Origin of the sequence: Nocardia sp. FBN12 (genome assembly GCF_050320175.1) — a bacterium.
Lineage (GTDB): Bacteria > Actinomycetota > Actinomycetes > Mycobacteriales > Mycobacteriaceae > Nocardia.
In genome coordinates this window covers 4334690-4356347 of the sequence record NZ_CP190048.1, presented here as the reverse complement: position 1 = coordinate 4356347, position 21658 = coordinate 4334690, and the positions used below count along the sequence as shown (strand labels likewise).

Here is a 21658-nt window from a genome sequence, read left to right as displayed (position 1 = left end):
CGACCCCGCGCGGTTCACTGAACCCAGGCGAGCGCATCCCCCTCGTCGGCCACCGGAAACACCCGCACCTGCGCCGGAATCAGAAACCCAAGCAGATGTACAGCCTCGCCCAACACCCGGTGATCGGTGACCAACGCGATCCGCCCCCACATGTCCCGCGGGACCTTCACCAACTCCAGATCCTTCGCCATGGCCCCCAACGAATACCCGTCGAATTCCTCGCCGAGCACATAGACCAGGTTGATCGGCTCCTCGTGCTCGACGGCCTTCCTGATCGCCGGATCGAGCACGCTCACATAGTCGTCGGCAGTCACCGTCCCGCTGGCCCGGAACCCGATGGTCGCGGCGGGCAGATCAGACATCGGCTGCAGAGGCATCGGCTCTCCTCGAATCGAAGGCAATTGTCCAGACCCCGCGACCCTAGATCCGAACCACTACTCTCACCTCACCCATCGCGGATGAACCGCCCAGAACTCCTCTGCGCGGCAGTCGAACTATTCGGCTGTTTCCGTCTGGTCGAGGCCGACCTGCTCGGCGCCGCGGGGACCCAAAATGAATGCTTGTTGCCGCATCCAAGACCCTGTGATATTCGTGCTGCAAGTTCCACGAGACACTGGTGAAGTCGTCTTCTGTCCAACGATAGAGATGCTCGAGTTCGAACTGGACTGCAGACAGGAACTCCAATTCCCCGCGCTCCGCAGGAAGCGTGGTTTTCCCGGACATCGAGCTTGGGTCGTTTGCAGTAGCTCGAATATTCGGCGTGTGCATCGTTCGTAGTTCTCGTAAACCGCCATGTCGTGGCACAGACAGCACCTGGCGGTGCACCTGAATTGCTCACGCTCCTATTTCGGATCTCGTTCCGGGAGTGGCCTTTCCACGATGTCGGGGCGGCCGAGGGAGGTGCGGACCCGGCGTTTGGCGGCGGTGTAGACCTGGGCGGTTTCGGCGGCTACTACGTCCCAGGCGAAGTCGGCGGTGAGGCGGGCCCGGGCGGTGTGGGCGCGGGCCTGGGCGGTGGACGGGTCGTCGAGGGTGGCGCGGGTGGCGTCTACCAGGCCGTCGATGTCGGCGGGGGCGAAGGACGCGCCGGTGACGCCGTCGATGACCGCTTCGCCCAAACCGCCTGCGGTGGAGGCGATCAGGGGGACGCCCGCGGCGGCGGCTTCGAGGGCGACGATGCCGAAGGGTTCGTAGCGGCTCGGCAGGACGATCGCGTCGGCGCCGTGCAGCCAGCCGAGGAGTTCGTCGTGGCCGAGGCTGCCGACGAAGTGGACGGCGCGGGCGACGCGGTGCACGCGGGCGCGTTCACGCAGCCACTCGAACTGGGTGCCGACGCCGGCGACAGTGAGCGTGGTGCCGGGGTGGGCGCGGCGGATGCGGGGGAGGGCGGCGATCGCGTCCTGCACGCCCTTCTCGTATTCGAGGCGGCCGACGTAGAGCAGGCGCGGCGGGCCGGAGCGTGGCGCGCGGGGGCGGAAGGTCCACGAGCCGACGTCGATGCCGTTGCGGATCACCGTGATCGGAGCCAACTCGGGTCCGTAGAGGCGTTCGACTTCGTCCTGCATGGAGGTCGAGCAGGTGATGAGCTGATCGGACTCGTTGGTCAGCCACCACTCCACCGAGTGGACCTGCTTGTTGACCCGGCCCGATACCCAGCCGCTGTGGCGCCCGGCCTCGGTGGCGTGGATCGTCGAGACGAGCGGCACGTCGTAGTACTCGGCCAGCGCGATCGAGGGATGCGCGACGAGCCAGTCGTGCGCGTGCACCACATCGGGCGTCCAGCCCTCGCCGACGCCGGGCTTGCCGAGCGCGACCCCGGCCCGCACCATCGCGTGGCCCATGGCCAACGTCCAGGCGAGCATGTCCTCGCCGAAGTCGAAGCACGGCGGGTCCTCGGCCACCGCGACGACGAGCACCCCGTCGGCGATGTAGGAGTGCGTGGGGTGGGTGACCGAGTCGGTCCCCGTCGGTCGGCGCGCCAGCACCACGACCTCGTGACCAGCCGCGGCCAGCTCGACGGCCAGGTGATGCACATGCCGCCCGAGCCCACCGACCACGACCGGCGGGTACTCCCACGACACCATCAAAATCTTCATTGAAATCCTTCAGCGGCGGCCGGCGGGACAGCGGTCGGCAACCGCCGCGCGTCCAGACCAGGGAAGAATCCGTCGGCCATCGCCCATCCTGCCGCGAGACGGGTCGCTTTGGCGAACTGTCCGGCCCCGATCGCCTCGGCTAGCTCACGGACCGCGTGCGCGTGTTCGTGCGCGCGATCGCGTGCGTACCCGGCGGCCGAGTCCTTGCTGACCATGAACGCCCAGTCGCTGGACACCGTGAGAATCGCCTCGCGCAGCAACTGATCGGCGACCGGGTCGCGCAGGGAGCCGTCGCGGCGCACCTTGTCGAGGGTGTCCATGGCGAGTCGAACGATGTCGGCATTGAGCTCGACGAGGTCGGCAACCTGGTCGCCCGCCCAGACCCGCCAGTCCTTGCCGGAACCCCACGAGGAGTCGTTGAGCTGCACAGGTTCGCCCACGAAGCCGTTCTCGCGGGCATCGGCGAGGGTGCCGACATTCACACCCGCTTCGGGCAGCGCGCGCAGCACCTGCTCCAGCCACTGCGGCCCTTCGTGCCACCAGTGCCCGAACAGTTCGGTGTCGAAGGCGGCCACCACGAGGGCGGGCCTGCCGATCCGCGCGGACTCCTCGATCAGCCGGGCGCGGACGGTCTCGACGAAGTCGGCGACGTCGCGGGTGACCGCTTCGGCCGCCAATTCGGGATCGTAAGGGGCCTTGTCAGGACCGTCGACCGTCTTGCCGGTGACGCGCGAGGGCTTGAGTCCGGTCGCGTGGTCGTAGTGATGGAAATCTCGGTAGGCGCTCTGGCCGGGATAGCCCTGTTTGGGCGACCAGACCCGGTAGCTCACGGCGAGGTCGCGCCCGAAGGCGACCACGTCGGATTCGCGCACCGGCCTGCCGAGCGAGGTGTCGCCGCGCAGCGACGGACCGTCGACCATGAAGTGGGTGATGCCCGCGGCGTCGTACCCCTGCTCCATGCCGGGGGTGTAGCCGCATTCGGGTGCCCAGATACCGGTGGGCGTGGTGCCCCAGCGCAGTCGCGCGTCGGCCAGGCCCTCGGTGAGCTGGAACTGGCGCAGGCGCGCGTCGAGCAGCGGCTGGAACGGGTGCGCGAGGGGTCCGCCGAGCAGTTCGATCGCGTCGGCGTCGATCAGCGAACGCCACACCGGTGAACCGCCGTGACGCCAGTTCTGGTCGAAGTCGGCCAAAGCCGTTGCGGCGAGGCGATGTTCGTGACGGCCCAGCGCCACGTTCCCCGACATCGACGCTTCGTCGGCGCGCAACTGCCAGTTGCCCAGCCAGTGGTGCATGCCCGCGAGGCAGTGCGGATCGTCGAGCTGCGCGGCGAGCACGGGCGTGATGCCGAGGCTCAGCAGATGCGAACGCCCTTCGGCGGCAAGATTTTTCAGCACCCGAACCAGCGGCAGATACGACGCGGCCCAGGACTGGTAGAGCCATTCCTCGCCGACCGGCCAGCGCCCGTGATGGGCGAGCCAGGGCAGGTGGGAGTGCAGAACCAGCGTGAACTGACCCGGCACGGCGGAGCGAGAATCGGTCAACGTGTTGCCTTTTCGGCGATCGCGACCAGATCCAGGCTCGCGTCGATATCGCCCGGGCGCAGGTCGAAATCGTCGATGGTCACGGCGGCGACGTCGGCGGTGAGATCGGCGGGCCACGGCTCACCGGCCAGCGCGCGCTCGATCTGGGCGTCGATGAACGACCCACCGTGCTTGGCGTCGAGGGCTTTCAGGCTCGCGCCGTGGTGCACGCCCAGCATCTCGGCGACGGCGAACCCGGCGTCGACGAGCAGTTCGGTGAGCTCGGTCGCGTTGAGTTCGCGGGTGTGGAACGGGTTGAGCGGGGTGTCGCGACCGGGGGAGAAGGTGATCCGGTTCGGGGTGCTGATCAGCAGCACGCCGCCGGGGCGGAGCACGCGCAGGCACTCGCGCAGGAACTGTCCCTGGTCCCAAAGGTGTTCGATGACCTGGAAATTCACCACGACGTCGACGGATTCGTCGTCGAGGGGCAGTGCGGCGAGGTTGCCCTGGATCATCTCCACGCGCGGGTAGCGCGCGCGCACGTGGGCGACAGCGCCCTCGTCGTAGTCCAGACCGGTGACGCGCTGTGCGACGCCCGCGATCATGTCGGCGCCGTAGCCCTCGCCCGAGCCTGCCTCGAGCACGATCTTGCCGGTGCAGCGATCGAGCAGGCGGGCATAGGCGATCTCGTGCCGACGGAACCAGTAGTTCTCCTCGGCGATGCCGGGCACCGTCCGCTCGCCGGTCAACGGCAGTGGTTCATGTGTGGCGGCCACAGGTGCGGCAGGGATCACAGCCTCGCTCATTGCTCCGAGGTTACTGGTACCGCCGGTTCACGCAGGAGTCAGGGACCTCTTGCGCAGGTAGGTTACCCACGGGTAACTTAGCGTAGGGTAGTGTTCCGAACTGAGCTAGATATCTCACACGGACGTACGGCTGAGCTCGTGCGGCCCCACCACACACGTGTCCCCAGAAGGAGGTCGACGAAGACCGATGCCGAACATCGTCGTACTCATCAAGCAGGTCCCCGATACCTGGTCCGAGCGCAAGCTGACCGATGGTGACTACACCCTCGATCGCGAAGCCGCCGACGCGGTGCTCGACGAGATCAACGAGCGCGCCGTCGAGGAAGCGCTGCTGATCAAGGAGGCACAGGGCGGTGAGGTCACCGTGCTGGCCGCCGGTCCCGACCGCGCCAACGAGGCCATCCGCAAGGCGCTGTCCATGGGCGCCGACAAAGCCATCCACATCAACGACCCGGCGATCCACGGCTCCGACGCCGTGCAGACCGCCTACGTGCTTGCCGCCGCGCTCGGCCAGGTCGAGGGTGTCGAGCTGGTCATCGCCGGCAACGAGGCCACCGACGGCCGCGCCGGTGCCGTGCCCGCGATCATCGCGGAGTACATCGGCATCCCGCAGCTGACGCACCTGCGCAAGCTCACCGTCGACGGCGACAAGATCACCGGCGAGCGCGAGACCGACGAGGGCGTCTTCAAGCTCGAGGCGTCGCTGCCCGCGATCGTCTCGGTCACCGAGAAGATCAACGAGCCTCGCTTCCCCTCCTTCAAGGGCATCATGGCCGCGAAGAAGAAGGAAGTTCTGGTCTTCACCCTGGCCGACCTGGGCGTCGACCCGGAGACCGTCGGTGTCGCCAACGCGGGCACCCAGGTCACCGGTGCCACCCCGAAGCCGGCTCGCACCGCGGGCGAGAAGATCGCGGACGAGGGCGAGGGCGGCAACCAGATCGCGTCCTACCTCATCGGTCAGAAGATCATCTGATCCGGCGCCGTCCGAGACTTCTAAGGAGAAAGAACTAATGGCTGAAGTACTTGTGCTCATCGAGCACGCCGACGGTGCCGTGAAGAAGGTCAGCACCGAACTGCTCACCGCCGCCCGTGCGCTGGGCGAGCCCGCCGCCGTCGTGACCGGCCCCGCCGGTACCGCCGACAAGCTGGCCGCCGCGCTGGCCGCCGGTGGCGCCGAGAAGATCTATGTCGCCGAGTCCGACGACATCGAGGGCTTCCTGGTCACCCCGAAGGTCGACGTCCTGGCCGGCCTGGTCGATTCCGCCGCGCCCGCCGCCGTGCTGGTCGCCGCCACCGCCGAGGGCAAGGAGGTGTCGGGCCGCCTTGCCGCGCGCATCGGCTCCGGTCTGCTCGTCGACGTCATCGGCGTCAACGCCGACGGCTCCGCTGTGCACTCCATCTTCGGTGGCGCGTTCACCGTCGACGCCAAGGCCACCGGCGACGTGCCGGTGATCTCGATCCGTCCGGGTGCGATCGAGTCCGCTCCGCAGGCCGGCGCGGGCGAGCAGGTCGTCGTCGAGGTTCCGGCGCAGGAAGACGGCGTCGTGAAGGTCATCTCGCGTGACCCGATCGTCGGTGGCGACCGCCCCGATCTCGCCGAGGCGAGCATCGTGGTCTCCGGTGGCCGCGGTGTCGGTTCCGCCGAGAACTTCGCGGTCGTCGAGGCGCTGGCCGACTCGCTGGGTGCCGCTGTCGGCGCCTCGCGTGCCGCGGTCGACTCGGGCTACTACCCGGGCCAGTTCCAGGTGGGTCAGACCGGCAAGACCGTCTCCCCCCAGCTCTACATCGCACTCGGCATCTCCGGCGCCATTCAGCACCGCGCCGGCATGCAGACCTCGAAGACCATCGTCGCTGTCAACAAGGACGAGGAAGCACCCATCTTCGAGATCGCCGACTACGGCATCGTGGGCGACCTGTTCAACGTCTCCCCGCAGCTGACCGAGGCCGTGAAGTCCCACAAGGGCTGATCGCCACCCGGTTGAGTTGACCTCGGCCCGCGAAACCTGTTCCCGCGCACGCGCGGACCGGTTTCGCGGGCCGTTGCCGTGTGTGGCTGACTATTGTGACGCGTATGTCCCTACCCGGTGTCGAGCGTCCTGACCTGCCTGAATTCATGACGTGGGAAGAGCTGGAGCAACTTCCCGAGGAGATCGCTGATCAGATCGAGCTGTGGGACGGGCGAGTCGTCTGGGTGCGCCGGGGGTTCGGTAACCGGCCCGCCGACGCCCGACCGGGTGAGCACCAGACCGCAATGCGCCGTCTGACCAACGAACTCGAACGTTGTGCTCGAGACGAAATGTCCGCGCCTCCTGAAGGGCGTTGGCGGGCAAATTTCGAAACCAACGTCTTCTTCGGTAGCACCGGGAAATCAGACTTCGTCACCCCGGACTTCCTCGTGCATCGCTGCCTTCCGCCGGGCTCCGATGTCCGCGCCACCGACACCGTGCTGGTCGGCGAGGTGCTGTCACCATCGAATACCCCGTCCGAAATAGAAGCGAAGAAGGCCCGCTACGCGAGCGCCTGCATCGCCTCGTACTGGGAAGTCGACCTGACACCAGACCTCACCGGTATCGGTGCCCTTCGCGTGTACATCCTCGAAATCGGCCATGCCGAGCTGCCGCCAGGAGTCCGGCCACTCCGCAACGCCAACTACCTACTGGCGGGCGAGTGGGTCCCCGAATCCGGCGCGGGCATCTCCTTCCCTTACCCCTTCTCGATCGAAATCCCCTGGGCCGCGCTGGCTTTCTGACAGTGGCTCCCGCCCGCCGATCTGCGTCCCGCTCGGAACTGGATCCGCCGTCATCGGGAGCACGAGCTTCGACACGATCGATGCCGACCTCTCGGCCATCCTCCGGTGCACGCTGCTGCCCTCGCTGAGCGGCGCGCCGCGGTGTACGGGTTAGCAGGTCGAGCTCGGTTAGAAGGGGTCCGACCAGGAGTTTGACCTGCGCGGTCGGTGTGGGCAGGCTGGGTTGATGTCGTTGGGACGTGTGGTGTTGCCTACGGAGGTCGAGGAGACGGTCCGGGAGGTGTTCGGGCGGGTCGGGGCGCGGTGGATCGATGAATTGCCCGGTGTGGTTGCGGGTTTGGCGGAGCGCTGGGGGCTGACGGGGTTGTCCGCGCCGTTTCGGGGCGGGACGCATGCCTATGTGGCGGCCGCGCAGCGTGCGGATCGGTCGTGGGCGGTGTTGAAGGTGCCGATGGTGGACGAGGAGAACGTTGCCGAGGCGTCGGCGCTGCACGTCTACGCGGGTGACGGTGCTGTCCGGTTGCTCGACTTCGACCCCGGCAGCGGTGCGCTGTTGCTCGAATGGGCGCGTCCCGGAACGGAATTACTGCACCAGCCAGGGTTTCCGAGTCTCGAGGGGCGACCGGAGAACGCGGAGAAGGTCGCGTTCGCGTGCGGGCTGTATCGCCGATTGCGGCGGCCGGCCAGCACGGTCCCCGCGGGATTCCCGCCCTTCCCGCTGGCCACCGAACTTGTCGCAGGCCTGCGTGATCGGCTGACCACACCGAATCCGGCACTGGCCGAACTTCTTTCGTCCCAACTGCGCGAGCGTGTCGACTACTGGTGCGGTGAACTGGCCGCGTCCGACGGCCCGCTGCTGATCGTCAACCGCGACACCCATCTCGGCAATATCGTTGCCGCCGAACGTGAACCGTGGCTGCTGATCGACCCCAAACCGTGCCTCGGTGAGGCAGCCTTCGACGCGGGCTTCCTGCTCATGATCCAGATCCAGTCGAATCCGACGCGAGAACACGCGGATACCGTCGTCGCCGCCACCGCCGCAGCTCTGGATGTCGACCCCGAACGGGCCCGTGGCTGGGCGCTGGTCCGAGCCGTGGAAGAGATGGCGTGGGCGATCGAGGACGAGGATCACGACATGCTCACGCTGCATACCTCGGTGGCGTATGCGCTGGTCGGCGCACCGCTGAACCCCACCGGTCGCGACTGACCGGCGGACGTCGACGAGGTGGATCGCCTGACGGCTGTGTCCGGACGGCGCTGGGTAGATGGCCGAAAGCTGTGCGCGCGGGTAGCGTGCGAGACTGCGAGTGGGGACAGTGAGGAGTGGTTGTGCTGCAGGCGGGGGCTGATTTCGCTGGGTACCAGGTGGAAGGTGTACTGGGACAGGGCGGGATGGGCACGGTCTACCTCGCCAGGCATCCACGGCTGCCGCGCAGCGTCGCGCTGAAACTGCTGAATCGGGAGTTCTCAGCCGATCAGGAGCTGCAGCGCCGGTTCGAGCGCGAGGCCGATGTCGTTGCCCAGCTGGACCATTCGAGCATCGTCGGGGTATACGACCGGGGTAGCGACGACGGGTATCTGTGGATCGCGATGCAGTACATCCGCGGAACCGATGCCGCCGCTTGGGATTCGCACGCGCACCAGCCCGGGGTCACCGCGCGGCTGGTCGGTGAGACGGCCGCGGCGCTCGACTACGCGAACCGGCACGCCGTGCTGCACCGCGACGTCAAGCCCGGCAACATCCTGATCGCCGACGCCGAACACGGCCGCGAACTCCGCGCGGTACTCACCGATTTCGGCATCGCCCGCGTCACCACCGCCAACACCCAGCTCACGGCGACCGGCACGTTCACCGCCACCCTCGCCTACGCCTCACCCGAACAACTCTCCGGCGAGATCGTCGACCACCGCAGCGACCAGTATTCCCTGGCCTGCACCCTGTTCGCTATGTACGCCGGCCACCCGCCCTACACCGCCACCAACCCCGGCCAGGTGGTCGCGGGCCACCTGTCGCAGCCGGTACCGCGCCTCACCCTGGTCAGATCCGATCTGCCACCTGCGGTAGACAGCGTGATCGCGCGAGCAATGGCCAAGCGGCGCGACGAGAGATTCAGCAGTGCAACGGAATTCACCGACGCGTTCCGGGATGCGCTGGAAGGCAGACATGTCGCCGCACCGACCGTGCGCCAACCGTGGACCGACCCTGCGCGCCAGGGGCACAGCTCCGGCGAACACGGACAGCGACCGTGGGCCGATCCCGCGCATCAGCGGCACGGCTCCAGCGGTCACGGGCAGCAGTTAGGCCAGGGGCAATGGCCCGAGCAGTTCGACCAGGGGGCATGGCAGCAGCCGGCACCCGGTGCCATGGTGGCCGATCCGCGACGCGCGCCCGCCGCCTACGCGCAGCCGTGGCAGCAGGCCGCGCCGACCAGACGCGTGCCGTCGCGCGGGACCGCCATGACCGCCGGAATCGGAGCACTCCTGATCGGTGTAGCTCTGCTGTGCCTCACCGTCTTCGTGGCCTTCTTGACAAGTCAGGCAAAGAGCAACGGGCTCAACACGGACGGCAACGCGATCGCCATCGTGCTCTTCGGCATCGCCGGAATTTTCGGATCCGCCGCCGGGGTGCTGCTACTGCAGGGCAGGACGGCAGGCAGAGTGATGGCGATGATCGTGACGGCTCCGGTCCTGCTGTATGCGCTCGGCTGCGTCATCGCCGCCACTGTCGAGGAGGTTTACCTCGGGACCGTCGGTGCGGCGGTGGGGTTCTTGATCGCGGCTGGTCTGATCGGTTGCGCGGCCGCCCCGTCGACCGGTCGCTGGATCCGCTATCGCAAGGCTTTGCGCGCGAATCGCTGGTGATATCCGGCGGGTCAGAGATCCGCGGGCAGAATGCGGAACGATCGCATGCCGGGCGTCAACGGCTCGATCGCCCGAAAGTCTCGCTGGTCGAGGGTGAAAATGCTGTTGGTGCGGTACTTGTCCGCGAGCGCGACGCCGACCGCATCGGCCAAATCGAGCCGCAGAGCTGCGTACTTCGCGCGAACCGACTGTGCCGCATCGAGATCCACGTGCTCGAGTTCGGCCAGCTTGTACCGGCCATCGATGAGTCGCCTCATCAAGGCGTCCGTGACCTGCATCGCGGCGTCGAAGCCGAGGTCGCGATGCACCAGACGATCGAGTTCGGTGAGTACGAGTGGCGAAATCAGCAGCGTTTCGGACTCCATCACCTGGAGTGACTGCGCGTGCTCGGCCTGGCCTTTGTCGAAGGCCGCGAACAAGGCGGACGTATCAGCGACGACGATCATCGCCGGGACGACCGGGACTTGATGTGGTCGTAGACGGCGTCATTCATTTCCTCGGCAGTGCGTGACTGCCCACTGTCGAAGACCGGCAGCGGCTCATCGAGTTTCGGCCTCTCGGACGCGTCGAGCAGCATGGTGATCCCCCGTCGAATGAGTTCGGCCTTGCTCACCCCGGTCGCGGCTGCTTCGGCGTCGAGCCGGACCTCGATTTCCTCAGGGAGGTACACGGTCGTTTTGATCACACCACATAGGGTGCCACCCATCAGTGCTGGTGGAGGGCGTCCAGGAGGGTTTGGACGATGGGGTTTTCGCGGGCGTCTTCGCGGAGGACGGCTGAGACCGGGATGCGAAGGCGGTGGTCGGTGAGGTCGAGGGTGAGCAGGCCCTTGGTGGGGCCCTCGTAGAGGATCGTCCAGGATTCGGGGCGGTTGAGGAGTTCCATGGTGGCGGTGTGGTCGGGCGGGATCGGGGGGCCGAAGGTGGGGCCGGTGGGGAGGTCGGCGAAGGCTGAGCGGATCAGTGTGTGCAACAACACCTGCTCCTGCTCGGGGGGGAGCAGAAGCGGATAGGGGCTCAGATCGGCGAGAGTGACCGCGCCGCGTTCGGCCAGGGGGTGGTTGCTGGAGATCGCGATCACGAGGTCTTCGACCCATAGCTGCTCCACCGCCAGGCCAGGCTGGTCCACGCTGCCGCGGATCAGTGCCAGGTCGCAGTCACCGTCGGCCACCGCGGTGATCCGCTGGCGGAACGGTTTGATCACGTACTCGATCTCGGCGTCGGGGTGGGCGGCCCGCGCGGTGGCGATCGCCGAGAGCGACGGTGCGGCGAAAGACATGTTGGCGGCCAAGCGAATTCGCGGTCCGGTGGTGCGCACGGCGGCGCGGATCGCCGATTCCAGGCTCAGCATCTGCTTGGCCAGCGGCAGAAGGCGCGAGGTCGCGTCGGTTGGGACGACGGCGCGGGTGGTGCGCTCGAAAAGTTGCGCGCCGAGGTCACGTTCCAGTCTCGCGATCTGATGACTGATCGCGGATTGGGAGATGAAGCAGCGGTTGGCCGCGCGGCTGAAACTGAGCTCCTCGCAGACGGCCACGAAGTAGGCCAACTGTCGAAGTTCCACCAGGTACCTCCCATTGATGAGTTATGCAGATAAGAGTCATCTCTATTATGCGCCCAGGCAGTGGAAACATCTACGTTCCGCATCGCGTTTACTCATAGGAAAGGATTTATTACCGGTCTTGAACGCGATCTTGGAGCGAGTGGTCATGGAACACACAGATGTCGTCATCGTCGGCTCGGGCTTTGGAGGCCTGGCCGCCGCCAAGCAACTGGCCAAGTCACGAGTCGGTGTCGTGCTGATCTCGAGCACGCCCGAGCACCTGTTCCAGCCGCTGCTCTATCAGGTGGCGACCGGCGTGCTCGCGCCCGAGGAGATCGCGCCGCCGATCAAGAACGTACTGCGCCGCCACCCCGAGATCGACGTCCGCCTCGGCAAGGTCACCGGCATCGACGCCGCCAACGCGGTCCTCACCTACGAGACCGCCGACGGCCCGCGCGAGATCGCCTACGCCTCGCTGATCGCCGCCACCGGGGCCAGCCAGAGCTACTTCGGCCGCGACGACTTCGCCGAGAAGACCTATTCGCTCAAGACCATCGACGACGCCCAGCGCCTACGCGATCAGATCGCCCACGTGTTCGCCCTGGCCGAGAACGCCGACGAGGTGACCAGGCACCGGCTGCTCAGCTTCGTGGTGGTCGGCGCGGGCGCGACCGGCGTCGAAGTGGCGGGCCAGATCAAGGAACTCGCGAAAAGGCACTTCCACCAGCAGGTTTCGGTGACCCTCGTCGAGGGTGCCGGTGAGGTGCTGCCGCCGTTCGGCGGTGGGCTCTCGGAATACGCGAAGCGCTCGCTCACCGACAGCGGCGTCGAGGTGCTGCTCGGCACCTTCGTCACCGACATCGACGAGGGCAAGGTGACGGTCAAGGACAAGGAGGGCATGGAGCGCCGGATCGCCGCCGAGACGGTGGTGTGGTCGGCGGGCGTGCAGGTCGGCGGCTTCGCGACGCTGCTGGCCGAGGCCACCGGCGCCGAGACCGACCGCGCGGGCCGCATCCTGATCAACCCGGACCTGACCGTCGGCGGCCACGCCGACATCTACGCCATCGGCGACATGACCTCGCTCAACGGCTACCCCGGCCAGTCGCCGGTCGCCATGCAGGAGGGTCGCCACGCCGCCGACATCATCCGTCGCAAGAAGGACGCGGGCACGCCGTTCGTCTACTGGGACAAGGGCAGCATGGCCGTGATCAGCCGCTTCAGCGCGGTGGTGAAGCTCAACGAGCGCATCACGTTCAAGGGCACCATCGCCTGGGCGATGTGGCTGGCCGTGCACCTGATGTACCTGGTCGGCTTCCGCAACCGCTTCGCCGCGGTGGCCGGCTGGCTGGTCGCGTTCATCGGCACCGCGCGTCCCGGCTTCGACGAGGCCGAGCGTGCGATGGTCGAGCCGGCGAAGGTCGAGCCGGTGAAGGCTGAACCGGCGAAGGTCGAGTCGGCGGACACCACCGCGGCGACCACCAAGGAGCGGGTGCACGCCTGATCCACCCCGAAACGGCCCGTCGAGAAATCGGCGGGCCGTCGACGTTTCGCAACGCTCGAAATACACGATCGCGAACCGGGTCCAGCGCCGAAATCGGTCGTGTTCGGCTAGAAACCCGCAGGTGGGCGAACGATGGGCAGCGGGTCGGTAAACGCCCGGTGTGACTCCCATCTCGTTCACCGAACGGGCATCGACACGACACTGAGGTGTCGCCCCGATGCCAGCTCGGGCTGGCTTCATCAGCAGTATGACAATTTCGTCCGTGTTGACCGCCCCGGCGCCGGACTCCGGGGTGGGGAAATCTCGGTACTCCTTGGTCGTCGCGTCTGATGCCGAGCACCGGGAAGCCGCGCAGCGTCTGCGCTACCAGGTGTTCGCCTCCGAGCCCGGTTTCCAGATGCCGGAGAACGCCACCGGCCTCGATGCCGACAAGTTCGACGTGCACTGCGACCACCTGCTGGTTCGGGACGAATTCTCCGAACAGTTCGTCGGCTGCTACCGCATGCTGCCGCCGGACAAGGTCGACGCGGCGGGCGGCTACTACACCGCCACCGAGTTCGATCTGACCCAGCTCGATCCCACGGGCAACCGGATCGTCGAGATGGGCCGCGCCTGCGTGGTGCCCGATCACCGCAACGGCTCGGTGCTCACCCTGATGTGGGCGGGCATCCTGCACTACATCCAGCTCACCGGCTACGACTGGGTGATGGGCTGCGTGTCGGTGCCGATGCAGGATTCGCCCACCGATCCGGCCGGGGTGAACGTGCGCGGCGTGCGCGATCAGCTCCTGGGCCGCCACGCCTGCGACCCCGAGCGCCGCGTGCACCCGTACAACGCGGTCGTCGTCGACGGACTCTCCCTCGACCAGATGACCCCGCCGAGCCGTCCCAAGATGCCGCCGCTGCTGCGCGGCTACCTGCGCCTGGGCGCCGAGATCTGCGGCGAACCGGCCCACGACCCCGATTTCGCCGTCGCCGACTTCGTCGCGCTGCTCGGCATGGAAACCATCAACACCCGGTACCTGGAGCGGCTGCAGAGCGCGGCCGCCAATTTCGACGGGAAGTAAACCCATGGTGTTCGACGCGCCGCTCGCAACGCACTCTCATTCGTGGATGCCGTCGAGCCCCTGTGGGTCCGGCTGCATCGAGCCGATCGACGAGGTCGGCACCGCCAGGATGTTCGCTCGATTGGCCGGTATCGCCGGACTGGTGCTCAGCTTCCCGGTCTTGACCGTGGCCACCCCGAAGTCGCGGCGCGAGCAGGTGCAGCGCCGCTACGCCAGGGCGGCACTGACTTGCCTCGGGATGCGGTTGCGCATCATCGACAACCGCGCGCCCGAGCAGGCCTCGCCCGAGGGCTTCGCCGACACCGGAACCGCGGTGATGATCGTGGCCGGGCACATCGGCTGGGCGGATGTGGTGGCGCTGGCCGCGGTGCAGCCGGTCAGCTTCGTCGCCCGTGCCGACATGGTCGAATGGCCGCTGCTCGGCAAACTCGCCAAGCTCACCCGCGTCATCCCGATCGAGCGGGCGCGACTGCGTGAGCTGCCGGGTGTGGTCGGGCAGGTGGCCGATCGGCTGTCCGCCGGTAACCGGATCGTGGTCTTCCCCGAGGGCACCACGTGGTGCGGCCGGGCCTACGGCTCGATGCGGCCCGCCATGTTCCAGGCCGCCGTCGACACCACGACCCCGGTGCAGCCGGTGCGGCTGCGCTACCTGGACAGCGACGGAATGCCGTGCACCGTACCGGGTTTCGTCGGCAACGATAGTTTCGCAGATTCCGCGAAGCGGGTGCTGCGCAGTAAGGGCATGATCGCCGAGATCGTGCTGGAGCCGCTCGAACATCCCGGACTGGATCGCCGGGATCTGGCTCGGCGCTGTGCGTCGGCGGTGCGGGGGACCGACCGTTCCCGCCATGGCGTGGCCGATACCCAGTGGATCGAAGCGGGCAATACCCGTGTGCAGGATCCCTCGATGGCGGAGCAGGAGCAGGTTCGCCGACCGGCTGGGGCTACGGTCCGGTAACCCCGCTTCGACGGAATTCATCGACAACCGGAGGTCGCGTTCGCGGTCTCCGGTTTTGTCGTGCGCGCCGGGTGAATCGTCACGGATGTGCGGTTCGGCATTCGAGGGTGACCCATCGGGCAAATCTGAAAATCTCACGTCCGCGCACAGGTCGTTCGCCCTGCGTATGACCTGGATGTGAGCTGCGTAACATACTGGCCAGTCGCCCATACCCACCGATCTGTGAGTTGAAACGGCCAAATTGCCAGAGTGTCAAAATTGATGAGATATTTGCGGTACCGTCACGCAGGATTTTTCCGATACCCCGTGTAGCCGAGAGTCCAGGCGACGTTCGAGATGTGCGATCGCAAGGGTGATCCATGGTGAAGGGAAGCCTTTCCGGTGACTGAGCAAGCTTCTGGCGTTCGTCGACGCGCCGCGCGCCGTATGCGCCGCGCGCCCGTGTCGTCCACACTGCCGCGGCTGCTGCTGGCCGCCGTCGAGCGTGCTCCCGAGGTACCCGCGCTGCGCTTCGACGGGCAGACCCTCACCTACACCGAACTGGACCAGTGGTCCTCGCGCCTGGCCAGGGTACTGATCGCGCGCGGTCTCGGCCCCGGTGATCGCTTCGTGCTCGCGCTGACCCGCTCGATCGAGTCCGTGGTCGCGGTCTGGGCGGCGGCCAAGACCGGCGCCACCTTCGTGCCTGTCGATCCGCGCTACCCGGCCGAACGGGTCGCCCACATGCTCGCGGACTCCGGTGCCGGGTTCGGGCTGGCGACGGCGGCGGACGCGGCGCGACTGGACGCCGGAATCCAGTGGCTGCGCATCGATTCCGCCGAGTACCGCGACGAGCTGGCCGCCATGTCGGAGGCGCCGGTGAGCGCGGCCGAACGGCTGCGCAGGCTCTCCCCGGACGACCTCGCCTACATCATCTACACCTCCGGCTCGACCGGTGTCCCCAAGGGCGTCGCGGTCACGCACACCGGCCTTGCCGGGCTGTGCGCCGAGCAGGTCCGGCGCTTCGGCATCACCACCGATTCGCGCACGCTGCACTTCGCCTCGCCCAGCTTCGACGCCAGCATGCTGGAGATGCTGCTGGCCATCGGGGCGAGCGCGACGATGGTGATCGCGCCGCCCGATGTATACGGCGGCGACGAACTGACCGAATTGTTGCGTGCCGAACGCGTGACCCATGCCTTCATCACCCCCGCGGCGCTGGCCGGACTCGACGCGGCGGCGCTGCCGGAACTGGCCGCCCTCGCTGTCGGCGGCGAGGCCTATCCGCCCGAGCTGATCGCGCGGTGGGCGCCGGGACGGGCGTTCTTCAACGTCTACGGGCCGACCGAGACAACGATCGTCTGCGCGATGAGCGAGCGGCTGACCGCCGACGACGTGATCACCATGGGCGACACCATCCCCGGAATGACCGCGCTCGTCCTCGATGCCCGGCTACGCCCGGTTCCCGATCGGGTCCCCGGCGAGCTCTATCTCATGGGCGAGGGTCTGGCCCGCGGCTATCACGATCGTGCCGGGCTCACCGCGAGCCGGTTCGTCGCCGACCCGCTCGGCCGCGGCAGGCTCTATCGCACCGGCGACCTGGTGCAATGGGTTCCGGTACCCGGCGGGGTCGGCCTGAAATTCCTCGGCCGCACCGATGCGCAGGTGAAACTGCGTGGCTTCCGGATCGAACTGGGCGAGATCGATGCGCTGTTCGCCGCCGATGACACGGTGCGCTTCTCCGCGACGCTGATCCGGACGATGCCGAGCGGGGAGAGCGCGCTCGTCTCCTATGTCGTCGCGGCCGCGGGCGCGGACATCGACACGGCGGAGCTGACCCTGCTGGCCGAGCGGCACCTGCCCCAGCACGCGGTGCCCGCCGCGATCGTGGTGCTCGACGAGGTGCCGTTGACGCCGGTCGGCAAGCTCGATCACCGGGCGTTGCCCGCGCCGGAGCTGGCGGTGCGCGAGTTCGAGGCGCCACATTCCGGCACCGAACATGTTGTCGCCATGGTCTTTTCGGAGTTGCTCAGCGCGGACCGGATCGGGCGCGGTGACGACTTCTTCGCGCTCGGCGGCAATTCGCTGCTCGCCACGCAGTTGGCGGGTCGCCTCGGTGCCGCGGTCGGTGTGCGGGTGCCCGCTCGCACCGTTTTCGAACACGGCACGGTGGCCGAGCTGGCGATCGCCCTCGACGCGCTGGTCGGTGACGCGTCGGTGCGAGTGCCGCTGACACGCCGCGAACGTGGTGCGCACGTACCGCTTTCGCTCGCTCAGCAGCGCATGTGGTTCATGGCGCGACTGGATCCCGAATCCAGTGCCTACAACATCCCGGTCGCTTTGCGGCTGTCCGGCCCGCTCGATACCGCGGCGCTCACCGCCGCCCTCGATGACGTGCTCGAACGGCACGAGGTGCTGCGCACGGTGTATCCCGAGCACGAGGGCGCGGGCTTCCAGCAGGTGCTGCCGGTGGCACAAGCCGGTCTCGACGTGGCGATCGATCCGATCGCGGAAGCCGATCTGCGCGGCGAGCTGGCCCGGTTGACCTTCGGTGGGTTCGATGTGTGTCGGCGAGTTCCCGTGCGCGCGGCAGTGTTCCAGCTCTCGCCGACCGAGCACGTACTGGCGGTGGTCGTGCACCACATCGCCACCGACGGGTTCTCGCTCGGCCCGCTGACTCGCGATCTGATGACCGCCTATGCCGCCCGCGCCACCGGTGCGGCGCCTGCCTGGGCACCGTTGCCAGTGCAGTACGCGGACTACACGCTCTGGCAGCAGGAAATGCTCGGCGCCGCAGACGATTCCAGCTCGCTGCTGGCCACCCAGCTCGGGTTCTGGCGTACCGCGCTCGCCGGTGCTCCCGCGCTGCTCGAGCTACCCACCGACCGGCCGCGTCCGCCGGTCGCGGGCACCCGCGGCGCCGCGCAGGACTTCGCCGTCACCGCCGAGGTGCACCAGGCGCTGGAAACACTGGCGCGCGAACACAATGCCTCACTGTTCATGGTGGTGCGGGCCGCGTTGTCGGTGCTGCTGGCACGGGTCGCCGGTACCGACGATGTCACCGTCGGTGCGCCCGTGGCGGGCCGTGGTGAACCCGAGCTCGACGATCTGGTCGGCATGTTCGTCAACACGGTCGTGTTGCGCACCCGCATCGATGCCGCCGAATCCTTCGCCGCCCTGCTGGATCGGGTCCGTGACATCGATCTGGCCGCCTTCGCTCACGCCGATGTTCCGTTCGAACGCCTTGTCGCCGAACTGGATCCGCCGCGTACCCAAGCACACCACCCGCTGTACCAGGTGGCGCTGTCGTTCCAGAACTTCGGTGCCACCCGACTCGAACTGCCCGAGTTGACCGTGTCTGCGGTAGATCTGGGTGAGGAGGCAGCGCCGGTCGACCTGCAGCTCACCGTGGTTCCGCTCGAGGACACCGACGGGCCCGCGGGTCTGCGCTGTTCCTGGCGCTACGCCACCGACCTGTTCGACGCGTCGACGATGCAGACGCTCGGCGCGCGCCTGGCCGGGCTCCTGTCCGCGGCCGTCGCCGCACCGCACCGGCCGGTCGGCGACTTGCCGCTGCTGACCGCGGCCGAGCGGACCGAGCCACAGGGCGAGCTGCGACTCGTCCCCGACGCGACCCTGCTCGGCGAATTCCAGGCCCGTGCCCAGCATCGTCCGGACGCGCCCGCGGTCACCTTCGGCGAGGTCACGCTGAGCTACGGCGAGCTGGCACGGCGCGTGAACCGGCTGGCCCGGCTGCTCGTGTCCGACGGTGTCGGTCCCGGAAGCACCGTGGGCGTGGCGATTCGGCCGTCGATCGAGCTCGTCGTCGCCATGTACGCGGTCTTCGCGGCCGGTGGCGCGTATGTGCCACTCGATCCCGATTCGCCCGCCGAACGCCGCGCCGACATCCTCGCCGTCGCACGGCCGGTCTGCCTGTTGACCACCGCCACTGACGCGATCGCGGCGCCCGGACTGCCGGTCATCTCGGTGGACGAGCTCGTCGGTGCGGGCTTCTCGGAGGCCTGGCTGACCGATGCCGATCGGCTCCGTCCGCTGCGCACCCTCGACCTGGCGTATGTGATCTTCACGTCCGGCTCGACGGGCAAGCCGAAGGGCGTCGGTGTGCCGCATTCGGCGATCGTCAACCAGGCGGCGTTCATGGTCGGTGAATACGGGGTGGGGGAGTCCGACACTGTCCTGCAGTCGATCCCGTTCACCTTCGACGCCTCGATGATCGGTTTCGCCACGCCCCTGCGCGCGGGTGCGCACATGATCGTGGCCGCCTCGCGGGGTCTCACCGACCCCGCCTACCTCGCCGAAATCATTGCGCGCCACCGGGTTACCGGGACCACCATCGTGCCCTCGGTACTCCAGATGCTGCTCGACGCCGCACCGACCGGCACCCTGCGTTCGCTGCGGGCGGTCTGGGTCGGTGGTGAAGCCTTGCCGAACGCCACCATCGAACGCTTCACCACCCTCACCGCGGGCCGCTTGCACAACCTGTACGGCCCCACCGAGGCCACGGTGTCCATCACCGGCGCCGATGTGACCGATATCGGCGACGGCATCGTCCCGATCGGCTTGCCGCACTGGAACTCTCGTGCCTACGTCCTGGATGCGCGCCTGCAGCCGGTGCCCGCCGGCACGCCGGGCGAGCTGTATCTGGCCGGTGCGCAACTGGCCCGCGGCTACCTCGGCAGCCCTGACAAGACGATGGAGCGATTCGTCGCCGACCCATACGGACCGGTCGGCGAACGAATGTACCGCACCGGCGATCTGGTGCGCAGGCTCGCGTCCGGTGACCTCACCTACCTCGGCCGCACCGATGTTCAGCTCAAGCTGCACGGCCTGCGCATCGAGCCCGGTGAGATCGAGGCGGCGCTGCGCACGCATCCGGCGGTTGCCGGTGCGGCGGTCGCGGTGCACCACGAACAGCTCGTCGGCTACGTGACGCCCGCGGACGCCGACACCGCCGAGGTACTGGCTACGATCCGAACCCTGTTGCCGCCGTACATGATTCCGCACCGGCTGCTCGCACTCGACGAGTTCCCGCTCGGTGCGACCGGCAAGCTCGACCGCAAGGCGCTGCCCGCGCCCGCGGTGGAGATCCGCGAATACCAGGCTCCCGTCACCGCCGACGAGCAGATCGTCGCCACGGCGGTCGCCGGCGTGCTCGACCTAGAGCGGGTCGGCCGCGACGACGACTTCTTCGTCCTCGGCGGCACCTCACTCGCGGCGATCCGGGTGCGCGCCGCACTCGCCGAGCAGTTGGGCATCGAGGTGCCGTTGCGCCTGCTGTTCAGCTATCCGCAGGTCAGCGATCTGGCACGGGCCGTGCGCGACGAGTCCTCGGTGTCGGCCGCCGGCCCGGATCCTGCCGTCGACGCGATCCTCGACCCGTCGATCGACCTCACCGGCTGCGCGCCCCAGCGCACCGGCGTACCGGCCACGTTGCTGCTCACCGGTGCCACCGGGTTCCTCGGCAGCTTCCTCCTGCGCGAACTCCTGGAACAGACCACCGCGTCGATCTACTGCTTGGTCCGCGCCACCGACGACCAGGGCGCCGTGGATCGAGTCGTCTCGACGGCGGCGAAGTACCGTATCGACCTGACGCCCTACCTGGACCGAATCATCGGCGTCCCAGGCGATCTCGCGCAGCCCAACCTGGGCATGGACCCCTTGCGCTTCGCCGAACTCGCCGCCAGGACGGACGCGATCTATCACAACGGTGCACTGGTGAACCACCTCGAACCGTACGCGCGGATGCGGGCGGCCAATGTCTGCGGCACCACCGAGGTGCTGCGCCTGGCCACCACCACCCGGGTCAAGCCGATCCACTATGTGTCGACGCTGTCGGTGCTGGCGGGGATCGCGCAGGACAACGGTGTGCCCGCCGGTCTGCCCGGTTATGCGATGACCAAGTGGGTCGCGGAACAGTTGGTGCACACCGCGATCGAGCGTGGCGTACCCATCGCGGTCTACCGTCCCGGCCTGATCACCGGTGATTCCCGCACGGGCGTGGCACCGGCCGAGGATGCCTGGTGGACGATGCTGCGCTCCATGCTCGTGCTCGGTGTGGCAGTCGATGTGCGGGCGATCAGCATCGAAATGGCGCCGGTCGACCATGTCGCGGCCGGGATCGTCAGCCGGTCCCACGATGCCGGGGCCATCGGCAATATCTTCCGGGCGGCGGGTGCGCAGGTACCGCTGCAGGTCGTCTACGAGGAAATCCGCAGTCGCGGTTATCGCTTCGACTTCATCGACCCGATGGAATTCGGACTTCAGCTCTCCACAGCCGCCGAACGTCCGGACGCTGATCCCATTCTGGCTCGGGCATCCGCGCTGAGCGGCAACTACGTGGCCGCTATCGCCGCGGCGAATCCGGCAACGGTGCTGAGTGCGGTGGAATCGGCCCCCGTCGAACCGTTCCGCGGGCTGCCGATCGAGTTCCCCGCGGTCGACGCCACGGTCATCACCCGCTACTTCGACCACTACATCGACATCGGCTTCTTCCCCGCGCCCGGCGCGGAGTCGTTGACGCGAGCCTGAGCGTCCCGCAGGAGCACGTGCTCCTGCGGGACA

The 21658-nt window shown here is 67.9% G+C and carries 16 protein-coding genes; 9 read left to right on the top strand and 7 right to left on the bottom strand.

Annotated features, from left to right (window positions below):
• Positions 1-14: 14 nt before the first annotated feature.
• From ACQHI0_RS20685 to ACQHI0_RS20670, 4 genes are all read right to left on the bottom strand, one after another.
• Positions 15-377, bottom strand: coding sequence for an STAS/SEC14 domain-containing protein (locus ACQHI0_RS20685; RefSeq protein WP_427903497.1), 363 nt, complete (start codon positions 375-377; stop codon positions 15-17).
• Between the two features lie 465 nt (positions 378-842).
• Entirely contained in the window at positions 843-2096 is a 1254-nt protein-coding gene (locus ACQHI0_RS20680; protein ID WP_427903496.1) for a glycosyltransferase family 4 protein, read from the bottom strand.
• Positions 2093-3637: a 1,4-alpha-glucan branching protein domain-containing protein gene (locus ACQHI0_RS20675; protein WP_427903495.1), complete on the bottom strand. Its 1545-nt coding sequence runs from the start codon at positions 3635-3637 to the stop codon at positions 2093-2095. Before ACQHI0_RS20675 ends, ACQHI0_RS20680 begins: the two co-directional genes overlap by 4 nt.
• Positions 3634-4422 carry a class I SAM-dependent methyltransferase gene (locus ACQHI0_RS20670; protein WP_427903494.1) on the bottom strand — a complete coding sequence of 263 codons (789 nt, stop codon included), beginning with the start codon at positions 4420-4422 and terminating at the stop codon, positions 3634-3636. The genes ACQHI0_RS20675 and ACQHI0_RS20670 overlap by 4 nt, the downstream gene beginning before the upstream one ends.
• Before the next feature lie 187 nt (positions 4423-4609).
• Between ACQHI0_RS20670 and ACQHI0_RS20665 the strand changes: the two genes are divergently transcribed.
• The 5 genes from ACQHI0_RS20665 to ACQHI0_RS20645 all read left to right on the top strand — a co-directional run bounded on the left by ACQHI0_RS20665 (position 4610) and on the right by ACQHI0_RS20645 (position 10033).
• Positions 4610-5395 carry an electron transfer flavoprotein subunit beta/FixA family protein gene (locus ACQHI0_RS20665; protein WP_067449214.1) on the top strand — a complete coding sequence of 262 codons (786 nt, stop codon included), beginning with the start codon at positions 4610-4612 and terminating at the stop codon, positions 5393-5395.
• A 37-nt stretch (positions 5396-5432) separates the two neighbouring features.
• On the top strand, positions 5433-6389 hold the full coding sequence (locus tag ACQHI0_RS20660) for an electron transfer flavoprotein subunit alpha/FixB family protein (RefSeq protein ID WP_427903493.1): 957 nt from the start codon (positions 5433-5435) through the stop codon (positions 6387-6389).
• A 104-nt stretch (positions 6390-6493) separates the two neighbouring features.
• Positions 6494-7171 carry a Uma2 family endonuclease gene (locus ACQHI0_RS20655; protein ID WP_427903492.1) on the top strand — a complete coding sequence of 226 codons (678 nt, stop codon included), beginning with the start codon at positions 6494-6496 and terminating at the stop codon, positions 7169-7171.
• Positions 7172-7397: 226 nt separating this feature from the next.
• On the top strand, positions 7398-8378 hold the full coding sequence (locus ACQHI0_RS20650) for an aminoglycoside phosphotransferase family protein (RefSeq protein WP_427903491.1): 981 nt from the start codon (positions 7398-7400) through the stop codon (positions 8376-8378).
• Between the two features lie 122 nt (positions 8379-8500).
• Positions 8501-10033, top strand: coding sequence for a protein kinase domain-containing protein (locus ACQHI0_RS20645; RefSeq protein WP_427903490.1), 1533 nt, complete (start codon positions 8501-8503; stop codon positions 10031-10033).
• 11 nt (positions 10034-10044) lie between these two features.
• Here the strand turns inward: ACQHI0_RS20645 and ACQHI0_RS20640 are convergent, their stop codons facing one another.
• Genes ACQHI0_RS20640 through ACQHI0_RS20630 form a run of 3 tightly spaced genes read right to left on the bottom strand, consistent with a single transcriptional unit; the run spans position 10045 to position 11593 of the window.
• Positions 10045-10479: a type II toxin-antitoxin system VapC family toxin gene (locus ACQHI0_RS20640; protein WP_427903489.1), complete on the bottom strand. Its 435-nt coding sequence runs from the start codon at positions 10477-10479 to the stop codon at positions 10045-10047.
• Entirely contained in the window at positions 10476-10718 is a 243-nt protein-coding gene (locus ACQHI0_RS20635) for a ribbon-helix-helix protein, CopG family (protein WP_427903488.1), read from the bottom strand. The genes ACQHI0_RS20640 and ACQHI0_RS20635 overlap by 4 nt, the downstream gene beginning before the upstream one ends.
• 20 nt (positions 10719-10738) lie before the next feature.
• The gene (locus tag ACQHI0_RS20630) at positions 10739-11593 is read right to left on the bottom strand and encodes a LysR family transcriptional regulator (protein ID WP_427903487.1); all 855 of its coding nucleotides are present in this window, start codon (positions 11591-11593) and stop codon (positions 10739-10741) included.
• Positions 11594-11738: 145 nt separating this feature from the next.
• Here ACQHI0_RS20630 and ACQHI0_RS20625 point away from each other — a divergent pair, with 145 nt between their 5' ends.
• The 4 genes from ACQHI0_RS20625 (at position 11739) to ACQHI0_RS20610 (ending at position 21625) form a co-directional block, all read left to right on the top strand.
• Positions 11739-13073 (top strand): NAD(P)/FAD-dependent oxidoreductase, encoded by a 1335-nt coding sequence (locus tag ACQHI0_RS20625; protein ID WP_427903486.1) that lies wholly within the window; start codon positions 11739-11741, stop codon positions 13071-13073.
• A 247-nt stretch (positions 13074-13320) separates the two neighbouring features.
• Positions 13321-14139, top strand: a complete 819-nt coding sequence (locus ACQHI0_RS20620; RefSeq protein ID WP_427903485.1) for a GNAT family N-acetyltransferase — start codon at positions 13321-13323, stop codon at positions 14137-14139.
• 46 nt (positions 14140-14185) lie between these two features.
• The gene (locus ACQHI0_RS20615; RefSeq protein WP_427903484.1) at positions 14186-15097 is read left to right on the top strand and encodes a lysophospholipid acyltransferase family protein; all 912 of its coding nucleotides are present in this window, start codon (positions 14186-14188) and stop codon (positions 15095-15097) included.
• Between the two features lie 381 nt (positions 15098-15478).
• The gene (locus ACQHI0_RS20610) at positions 15479-21625 is read left to right on the top strand and encodes an amino acid adenylation domain-containing protein (protein WP_427903483.1); all 6147 of its coding nucleotides are present in this window, start codon (positions 15479-15481) and stop codon (positions 21623-21625) included.
• Positions 21626-21658: the final 33 nt, after the last annotated feature.

Coding starts and splice junctions, on each gene's coding strand:
- ACQHI0_RS20620 (WP_427903485.1), top strand. CDS start 13,321: ATGACAATTTCGTCCGTGTTGACCGCCCCGGCGCCGGACTCCGGGGTG.
- ACQHI0_RS20615 (WP_427903484.1), top strand. CDS start 14,186: ATGCCGTCGAGCCCCTGTGGGTCCGGCTGCATCGAGCCGATCGACGAG.
- ACQHI0_RS20680 (WP_427903496.1), bottom strand. CDS start 2,096: ATGAAGATTTTGATGGTGTCGTGGGAGTACCCGCCGGTCGTGGTCGGT.
- ACQHI0_RS20685 (WP_427903497.1), bottom strand. CDS start 377: ATGCCTCTGCAGCCGATGTCTGATCTGCCCGCCGCGACCATCGGGTTC.
- ACQHI0_RS20670 (WP_427903494.1), bottom strand. CDS start 4,422: ATGAGCGAGGCTGTGATCCCTGCCGCACCTGTGGCCGCCACACATGAA.
- ACQHI0_RS20625 (WP_427903486.1), top strand. CDS start 11,739: ATGGAACACACAGATGTCGTCATCGTCGGCTCGGGCTTTGGAGGCCTG.
- ACQHI0_RS20640 (WP_427903489.1), bottom strand. CDS start 10,479: ATGATCGTCGTCGCTGATACGTCCGCCTTGTTCGCGGCCTTCGACAAA.
- ACQHI0_RS20665 (WP_067449214.1), top strand. CDS start 4,610: ATGCCGAACATCGTCGTACTCATCAAGCAGGTCCCCGATACCTGGTCC.
- ACQHI0_RS20650 (WP_427903491.1), top strand. CDS start 7,398: ATGTCGTTGGGACGTGTGGTGTTGCCTACGGAGGTCGAGGAGACGGTC.
- ACQHI0_RS20655 (WP_427903492.1), top strand. CDS start 6,494: ATGTCCCTACCCGGTGTCGAGCGTCCTGACCTGCCTGAATTCATGACG.
- ACQHI0_RS20660 (WP_427903493.1), top strand. CDS start 5,433: ATGGCTGAAGTACTTGTGCTCATCGAGCACGCCGACGGTGCCGTGAAG.